The 8,103-nt window shown below is 55.3% G+C and carries 8 protein-coding genes; 1 reads left to right on the top strand and 7 read right to left on the bottom strand.

Translation table 11 applies throughout. The features are described from left to right. Positions 1–75: 75 nt before the first annotated feature. On the bottom strand, positions 76–879 hold the full coding sequence (locus tag N3G78_09590; GenBank protein MCX8118171.1) for a hypothetical protein: 804 nt from the start codon (positions 877–879) through the stop codon (positions 76–78). A gap of 177 nt (positions 880–1,056) precedes the next feature. Between N3G78_09590 and N3G78_09585 the strand changes: the two genes are divergently transcribed. Continuing rightward, complete coding sequence (locus N3G78_09585; protein ID MCX8118170.1) at positions 1,057–3,066, top strand: molybdopterin oxidoreductase family protein; 2,010 nt, start codon at positions 1,057–1,059, stop codon at positions 3,064–3,066. Positions 3,067–3,209: 143 nt separating this feature from the next. On the opposite strand, the gene N3G78_09580 is transcribed toward N3G78_09585, so the two are convergent. The 6 genes from N3G78_09580 to N3G78_09555 form a co-directional block, all read right to left on the bottom strand. After that, entirely contained in the window at positions 3,210–3,782 is a 573-nt protein-coding gene (locus N3G78_09580) for a hypothetical protein (protein ID MCX8118169.1), read from the bottom strand. Between the two features lie 175 nt (positions 3,783–3,957). Next, positions 3,958–4,401, bottom strand: a complete 444-nt coding sequence (locus tag N3G78_09575; protein ID MCX8118168.1) for a hypothetical protein — start codon at positions 4,399–4,401, stop codon at positions 3,958–3,960. Continuing rightward, a complete protein-coding gene (locus N3G78_09570; GenBank protein ID MCX8118167.1) occupies positions 4,398–5,282 on the bottom strand; it encodes a thymidylate synthase in 885 nt (294 codons plus the stop codon). The genes N3G78_09575 and N3G78_09570 overlap by 4 nt, the downstream gene beginning before the upstream one ends. An 85-nt stretch (positions 5,283–5,367) precedes the next feature. Next, positions 5,368–6,402 (bottom strand): hypothetical protein, encoded by a 1,035-nt coding sequence (locus N3G78_09565; GenBank protein ID MCX8118166.1) that lies wholly within the window; start codon positions 6,400–6,402, stop codon positions 5,368–5,370. Then, positions 6,402–7,592, bottom strand: a complete 1,191-nt coding sequence (locus N3G78_09560; GenBank protein MCX8118165.1) for a rhomboid family intramembrane serine protease — start codon at positions 7,590–7,592, stop codon at positions 6,402–6,404. Before N3G78_09560 ends, N3G78_09565 begins: the two co-directional genes overlap by 1 nt. Then, positions 7,589–8,101 carry a hypothetical protein gene (locus N3G78_09555; GenBank protein ID MCX8118164.1) on the bottom strand — a complete coding sequence of 171 codons (513 nt, stop codon included), beginning with the start codon at positions 8,099–8,101 and terminating at the stop codon, positions 7,589–7,591. The genes N3G78_09560 and N3G78_09555 overlap by 4 nt, the downstream gene beginning before the upstream one ends. Positions 8,102–8,103: the final 2 nt, after the last annotated feature.

Here is an 8,103-nt window from a genome sequence, read left to right as displayed (position 1 = left end):
GTGGCTGATGGACTTAATGGGGAAAAGGGGTCTTGCCCGGGTTCTCTCAAGTGGGAGGCGTTTTTTGCCCTCGATTCAGGGACGGGGAGGTTTTAAGGTCCAGCCGGCCGGCTTGGCGCAAAAATGTCGGACCGCATCCACCTGATAAGGCGTCCTTTCCACATCCACCTGGACCGTAAAACAATGGTCGAATCTCTGAAAGAGGTAATGGGAATTGGGGAATAGGATTTGGGAAGTTCCCCGGGGGAGGAATACATCCTTCATCTGAACCACCAATTGATCGCGATCGAGGATGCGGATGTTTGCCCGGAGAGGGGGGCCTTCGTTTCGCAGGGTGGCTTTAAAACGGACCTCCCTGCCCGGGGTGATAGGGTCGGGGGAGAACTCGAGATCCTCCACCACCAAACGTCCGATCTGTTGTGTTTTCATGGTCCAACCTTGAGGGGTCTGGCGTAGGCAAAACTCCCTTGCCAGGTCGATCGGCCTTCTCGTCCGATCGATGTCCACCTCGACCGTGAAACAGGGCTCCCACCTCGAAAACCGATAAGAAGTCGGCGGAAAAGAGATCCGATTCTCTCCCGGCCGGACCCAAACCTCATAGGCCTGGGCCACCACCTCATCACGGTCTTTGATGAAGAGATGGGCCAACGCGGAGTGACGGGATCGGTTTGCCAAAAGGACCTCAAAACCCATCCGCTGCCCTTCTCGGACAGGGTCAGGAAGGACTTCGAGCTGTAGCACGGTGAGATCGAGATGTCTTACTTTCGGATCGGGACCAGGGGCGGGCTCGGAAGGCCCGGGGACGGTCTGGACGTGGGATACACAAGCAGATACGGTCGCAGAAAGGAATATCATGAATCCCAAAACCAACCTTTTCATCCCACTTGCCTCCTCTTTAAGCACGAAATAAATCGATTGACGTTAAAGATCGACAGGGGTAAAATGACTCTACTCAACCATGATATATGAATCCAAGATCTTGTCAAGCCTTCAGAAAGAAAAACCGGTCTCAGAGGAGGGAAAGGGGCCATCCTTTAGTCAGGGAGGGTTATTGGGGTGAGAAAAATCAGGCGCTCCGTCTGTCCCTATGATTGTCCGGATGCCTGCGGCCTTCTCGTCGAAGTGGAGAAGGAGAGGGTGATCAAGGTAAAGGGCGATCCGGAACATCCCTTTACGAGGGGGACCCTCTGCCCCAAGATGAACCGGTACCAAGATACGGTCCATTCCCCTCTTCGTCTGACTCACCCCCTCCTCAGAACCGGCCCGAAGGGTTCGGGACAATTTCAGCCCGTCTCCTGGGAAGAGGCCATCCGTCGGATCGTTGGGCGGTGGAAGGAGATCATCCAACATGAGGGAGCCGAAGCCATCCTCCCCTACTCCTACGCTGGGACGATGGGATTGATCCAGCGCTATGCCGGCCATCCCTTCTTCCACCGTTTGGGGGCCTCCCGGCTCGAACGAACGATCTGCTCGCCTGCGAAGGAAGCGGGCTGGAGGGCGGTCATGGGAGAGACGCCGGCTCCCCACCCCGATGAGGTGGCCGAGAGCGACCTGGTGATCTTATGGGGGATCAATGCGGTCGCCACCAACGTCCACTTCCTTCACGGTGTAAAGATCGCGCGGAAGAAAGGGGCCCCGGTCTGGCTGATCGACACTTATCAGAATCTGACCTCCACGGTGGTCGATCGGGTCTATCTGGTCAGACCCGGGAGCGACGGAGCCCTCGCCCTTGGATTGATGCACCTCCTCGTCAGGGACGGCTTCGTGGATCAAGAATTTATAGCGAGCCACGTCCTGGGGTTCGAAGAGCTGAAAAGGGAAGTCCTCCCAAATTATCCTCCCGAGAGGGTTAGCCAGCTAACGGGTCTATCGGTAGAGACCATCGAATCGATCGCCCGTGCCTATGGCCGTGCCCGAAAGCCCTTTATCCGCCTTGGGAGCGGTCTTTCCCGCTATGGCAACGGGGCGATGACGGTCCGGGCCATCGTCTGCCTGCCGGCCCTAGTCGGAGCTTATGGAAGGAAAGGGGCAGGCCTGTTTGCCTTCACCAGCACCCAAGAGGCCTTCGCCATGAAAGAGATCCTGAGGGAAGATTTCATGCCGAAGCCAACGAGGGTCATCAACATGAATCAATTAGGAAGGGCGTTGAATGAAGAAAAAGACCCCCCTATCCTGAGCCTCTATGTCTATTCCTCCAACCCCGCGGCCGTGGCACCTGACCAGAATCAGGTCCTGAAGGGACTTTTGAGGGAAGACCTTTTCACCGTGGTCCACGAGAGGTTCTTCACCGACACCGCCCGATATGCTGATATCATCCTCCCCGCAACCTCCTCCCTCGAGCATAGCGATCTATACCGTTCCTATGGCACCTATTGCATCCAACGGGCCAAACCCGCCATTCCCCCGATAGGGGAGAGCAAGTCGAACTGGGAGGTTTTTGTCCTTCTTGCAGAGGCGATGGGATTCGACGATCCGTTTTTCAAGCAGACCGCCGACGACCTCATCGACCACCTTCTCTCCGTTCCCTCACCAATGAGGCAAGGGATCGATCAGAAGGCCTTCTCCATGGGAAAGGCCGTAGAACTTCCCCTTCCAGCCGATGCACGGGGCAGGTTTCGCACACCCTCCGGGAAGATCGAAATCCTCAATCCCAAGGAACCTCACCCCCTGCCTACCTTTCTCCCTCCCCACGGAGGGGAGGAACCCTTCTTCTTGATGACCGCACCAAGTTTCTATGGCCTCAATTCCTCCTTCCGGGAAAGGCCAGACCTCCGGAGGAAAGAGGGCAGGATGTACCTCAAAATGAACCCTCTCGATGCCGAAAAAAAGGGGTTAAAGGATGGAAAGGCTGTGATCGCTTACAACTCCCTTGGGGAGGTCACCTTCATTCTTCGCGTATCCGAAGGGGTTCCCAGCGGGGTGGTGGTCGCAGAGGGGATCTGGTGGCTGGAACATGCACCCGGCCACCGCTCGGTCAACGCCCTCACTTCCCATAGGCTGACCGACAGGGGAAATGGAAGCACCTTTTATGACAACACGGTCGACGTAAAACCGGCATCGCCCTGATTGGCAGCCCCGAGCTCCTTTCTTCTTAGATCACCCCTTTTTGCCTGCGGCTTGCCCATTCCGACTCTTGGGGAAGTAGGCGAAACCGAGACCGTTCAAGGCCTCCTCTGTCTTTCATAAGACCTCTTGCGGTCGAATCGAACTTAAGAAAGGGCGCGGGACTCTAATTTCTCCAAACGGTATTTGAGATCGAGAAATTCTTTTTCGAGGGTAGTAATTCTCTTGTCTAACTCTGCGTAGGAAAACTTTACCGCTGCCAGGATCTCTTGCCTTGTCTCTTGGATATCGGATTTAAATTCCCTCTGGAGCAGATCGATCTTACTGTTAAGGCCTGTGACACTCTCTCCCAAAGCCGAGGTCTTCCCCTCCAGGTGGGTGACCTTCCCATCCAGAACGGTCACCTTCTCGTCCAAAACCGCTACCTTCCCATCCAAAACCCCTACCTTCTCATCCAAAACCGCTACCTTCTCGTCAAGTTTGATCACTCTTCCCCTTAAATCGACAACCGCTTGGGCAATCGGTTGGGTCTTGTTCTCTATCTCGATCTTCAGCTCGTTAAATTTTCTGGAAAACTTTTCATCGAGATTGGCCATCCCCTCGGCAACCTGCTTCACCTGGTTCATCACATTCTCGGTTACGATGTGAAACTGATGGATAATCTCTTCTTTAAACCTTTTTAACTCTTCCTTGTCTCCCAGGGTTTTCCGTGCAGGCATTTTGCCCTCTCCTTCCCGGAACGATTATAGAGGATAAGATGTCATAAATTCATCATTTGGTCAAGACGCCCTTTCTTTCCCATACTTTCCCTATATTTCATGCTCCTTACATCATCTCCTCTTCAGATCATCGCGGGGATCAAAACAGATGGGCCGGGAAGATAGAGGGCTTCTTTCAAAAACCCAAGGAGGGATCTGTCAGATCCACGTGGATAAACCCAATGCAAGGAAGATCTTCGACGTGGAAGGGGTTGGGAAGGAGGCTTCCATCTCCCTCTTCCTCCCCGGAGAGGAAGGTCACCGGAAAGGTCTGCTCATCGCTCTCGTTTCCTGCCCTGTCGAAGATCGACACCTTCACAGTAAGCCGGGTCCATTCCCTCAAAGAGGAACCGCTTGAGCTGAAAGTGTTCCACTGGAGATATCCGAGGAAGTGCCAACGGTACTCGGGTTTTAGGACGATCCAGGAGGTGGGATAGGAGCCGAATCCCACCTGGTCGACCCTGACGGCGATCCTCTCCATATCACCATCGGGATCCTCGGCCTCGAGGTAGGCTCTCCAGATCATGCCGTAAGGGCCCCGGTCAATGGCAAAGGCCTTCTTGATGACCGGTCTGCTCATTTCTTCCCCTTGGCGTACCAGTCGGGATCTCTGGCCAATTTGGCCCTCGCCTCCTCCACCATCAAGGCAAAGGCGGGGTGGGTGCTATCCCAGGACCGATTCCGGAACTGACCGTCGCGCATCTTTTCGACCTCGGCCGAGATCTCCTCGAAATACCGACCATAGAGATGGAGCGAATCGCTGATATCCACGTAACGGCCGATGCCCACGGGTCCTCCGATCCTCTCGGAAATCCTTTCCGCGATGACCCTCTGGAGATCGGTCAAGGCATAGACGTTCATGAACCAGGCCTTATAAAGGTCCCGGCTTCGCCAGTGGGCATTCATATTAAGGACCAACCTGCCCGTTTCGTCCTCCGCCAGCCTGCACCAGATCCTCTGGAGGCAGGGAGGGTCGTCCGTATGGATATCAGCCGTCGGCATCCAGGTGATGGCCTGCGCCCGCCTCGAATAAGGTGCCTTCGAAAGCGCCTCGACGATGTACTCGATCTGATCCACGGGCGAAAAAGGTTTGACGGGGTCCTTCGGAGCTTTCAGGTCCTGAACGGGACAGTAGGCGAAGAGCCGCTCGTGGTAGGTATAGGTCCACTTCCCGGCTTCAGGGTCGATCCAATGGTCGTGGATCCCCTCCACCACCTCCTGCCGGTAGATCTCGAGCTCCACCGGCCCCCCGGGAAAGTTCTTGTGGATCCGCGGTTCGGAGAAGGGATCCCGGATCGTGACGATCACGGTCGCATCCTTGCTTGGAGGGTCCTCGGCTCTATCGTACTGGGTTCGGATCTCGAGTCCTTCATCCCAAACCTTGAGGACGGTCTTCTCCCAGGCCTCGGGAAGGCAATCGGCCTCGACGAAGAGGATGGGAATATCTCCCTTCGACTTCATGGCTCGCAAACCCTCCTAAAAACCTCTTCCCTCGCCACCGAAGAGGATAAGGTATGATACAGAAAAGGTCGCCCATTGGCAAGCCTTAAGATCCCTCTTTCTCCATTCTTCGGAGCAATTCTCCGCTGACCCGAGCGATCTGCTCGAGGGTTATCGTCTCGGGCAGTTTAAATTCGAAGCGGCCTTTGAGCTCCCGCCCCACCTTTCGAAGAAGGGACCGTTCGCTCAGAAGGGCGGCCTCGACCACGAGATAAAAAAGGGTATACCTCGGGTGTTCCGAGAGGCCGCTGAGGACGGCCCTGACATAGCGTTCGTCGTGTGATAGAGAAAGATCTTTCTCCCTGGCCATCTTCGTGGCCATCGCGAGGAGGGTGGGGAGGAAGAGATGAAATCCCTGATCAATAAAATATTCTCTGGCATCTGTCTTCTTTCTGAATAATCTCTTGACGAAAAGATCCTCACAGAGTTCCTTTAAGTCCTGATAGAGAAAGAAGGTGTAGGGGTCTTTGTAACCTTTGTCAATGATATAGTGGCTTTCCGGTTTTTTGGGGTCGGTCTGATAGAGCGATTCGAAGTACCACCGGAGGTGGTGGTCGAGGAGGTCCCGGTGGATATAGATCTTATCCCCTCCGAAGGAGATGAGCCTCCCCGCCAGGATCCCCTTTCGGTATTCCTCGTGGGGTTCGATCCGTTTCTTCCCGAGGATGAGGTAGTCGAACTCGATAGGCTCGATGCCCTCGTTTCGATGTCTCCCTTGGCTCACCACCTTGGCCAAAAGGTAGGAGCGACGGCCCCTCCCTTCCTCCCACGCTTCGTATAAAAAACCTTTCGGGATCAAGAAGGCCTGAACTTGTCCCCTATCCCGGTAATCGAAAAGAGGCCGGGAGATCGACTCCAGCGACATTCGGTATCGGTTCCGGTAAAACTCAACAATCCGGGCCTCCCTTTCCCCCAGAGCCTTCCTCGCCCAGTATTCCGCATGACAGAATTTCTCGAGGCGATCGATCACCTTCTCCTCGAGGGAGGGTTCGGTAAAGATCCACGAGCCTGCATAGAGGACGATGGGTGCAAGAAGGAGATGGAGGCGCCGGGCCGATCGCAATCTCTGAAGGAGCTTCATCAGCCATCCTCCCTATCCAAGGAGGAGAGATTCTTGATGACGAACTGCCGGTGTTCGCTTTCGGGAAACCGCTCGAGAAACCTTTCGTAAACCCTTCGGGCGAGGTCCGCCCGTTTCAAGCTTCTCCGGTAGATTCGAGCCAGATGGAGATGGGCCTCCTCCATCGAGAGGTCGTTCGAAGGATAGGTGTCGATCAAGCTCTGGAGCGTGATGGCCGAAAGGTCGGGATGGGTCTTTTCGAGGAGAAGGCTCAATCTGACTTGAACCGGAGGCTCAAGGAGGCGGAAATACTTTCCATAGAATTCGACGAAGGCCTCTACTGCCTGCTCGGGCCTATCCTTCAAAAAAAGGCGGATGGCCTGCTCGTAATGGACCCTTCCTTCTTCCGAGGCCCTCCACCGGGTCTTGGCCCTTGCAAGGTGGAGATGGTGCTCGGGGTTTTGGGGGTCCTTGGAAAGCAACGTCTCCAACGCCTCGATCCCTTCTCCGTATCCCGAGAATCGGTCCAGGGCACTTTCGGCGACGAATTCCAGTCTCTCCCGATGTATGGGGGCTCCGAACCCGAGGTAGGCGGACGCACCGAATCCGGCCAGGAAGCCTCCGACATGGGCCCAGAAGCCGATGTTGCTTCCGATGCCTTGGAGCTTCTCAATACCTCCTAAGAAGTCCTGAAGGAACCAGAAGGGAAGAAGGAGGTAAGCGGGAATCCTGATGCCGATGGGGATAATCAGGTTGACCAGCAATTTGACCTTCGAATAATAACAACGGTAGAGATAGATGCCCATCACCCCGGAGATGGCTCCGGAGGCCCCAAGTCCCCGCACAAAGAGCTGATCCCTCATAAACAGGGCGTGCATCACGCCCTCCACCCAGCTGGCGATCCATCCCGTCCATAGGTAGAGGAAGAGGTAATCCTTCCATCCCAGCTTATCCTCCACGAAGGGACCGAAGACCAAGAGATAAAGGGAATTGAACAGGAGGTGGAGGATGTCGGCGTGGAAAAAGGCTGCCGTGATTAAAGTCCAGGGTTGAAATTCCCCGGGGACGTGAAGAAAGATGTTCTCAATCGAGAAATCCATCTCGTGGTCGAACTGGCCTTGAAGGAGATGAATAGCCGAGTTCAGAAAGAATATGGCCAGGGTGACCCAAGGAAGCCTTTTCAGACGCAGGTTGGTGCCCACGGGGATCATCTTCCCAAATCCCTCCCCGCAATCATCCTCTTCAGATTCTCAATCTGTCTCTCTGCCTCGAGGACGAAGGGATGATCGGCCCCGATGCGCTCCTTCGAGTCCCTGAGCATCCGGTATTCCAAGAGGGCCTTTCCCAGGAGGCCTGCCTTCTGATAGACCATGGCCAGTTCGTACCTCACCTCCACCTGGTCAGGGGCCATTTCGAGAATCTTTCGATAAAGGGCGACGGCCTCTTCCCATCTCGACTCCCTGGCCATCCTCCTCGCCTGGTAGAGATCCTCCCGATAAAGGGTGTCTCTGTAGGTCTCGGCAGGGGGTGCCGATCCGAAGATCAGGCTGCTCACCAGGGAGGCAAGCCCATTAAGGGTCGGGAGGAAGGCAAAGGCCAATCCGTTGGCGAGGACCAGGCCGAAGAGAAAGACGAACCATGCCTCCGTCCATACGTAGAGCAGGAGAACGACGAGGTTCAGGAAAACCTGAATGAAGATCCGGATCTGGCGATCCTCCACCG

The organism is Thermodesulfobacteriota bacterium (assembly GCA_026415035.1).
Classification (GTDB): Bacteria; Desulfobacterota; BSN033; order BSN033; family UBA1163; genus RBG-16-49-23.
Note: the sequence above shows the minus strand (reverse complement) of the source record. Positions and strands in the feature narration are given on the sequence as shown.

Bases quoted from the DNA above. Each gene is read 5' to 3' on its own strand.
- N3G78_09590 (MCX8118171.1), bottom strand. From the start codon at position 879: ATGAAAAGGTTGGTTTTGGGATTCATGATATTCCTTTCTGCGACCGTA.
- N3G78_09580 (MCX8118169.1), bottom strand. From the start codon at position 3,782: ATGCCTGCACGGAAAACCCTGGGAGACAAGGAAGAGTTAAAAAGGTTT.
- N3G78_09575 (MCX8118168.1), bottom strand. From the start codon at position 4,401: ATGAGCAGACCGGTCATCAAGAAGGCCTTTGCCATTGACCGGGGCCCT.
- N3G78_09570 (MCX8118167.1), bottom strand. From the start codon at position 5,282: ATGAAGTCGAAGGGAGATATTCCCATCCTCTTCGTCGAGGCCGATTGC.
- N3G78_09565 (MCX8118166.1), bottom strand. From the start codon at position 6,402: ATGAAGCTCCTTCAGAGATTGCGATCGGCCCGGCGCCTCCATCTCCTT.
- N3G78_09560 (MCX8118165.1), bottom strand. From the start codon at position 7,592: ATGATCCCCGTGGGCACCAACCTGCGTCTGAAAAGGCTTCCTTGGGTC.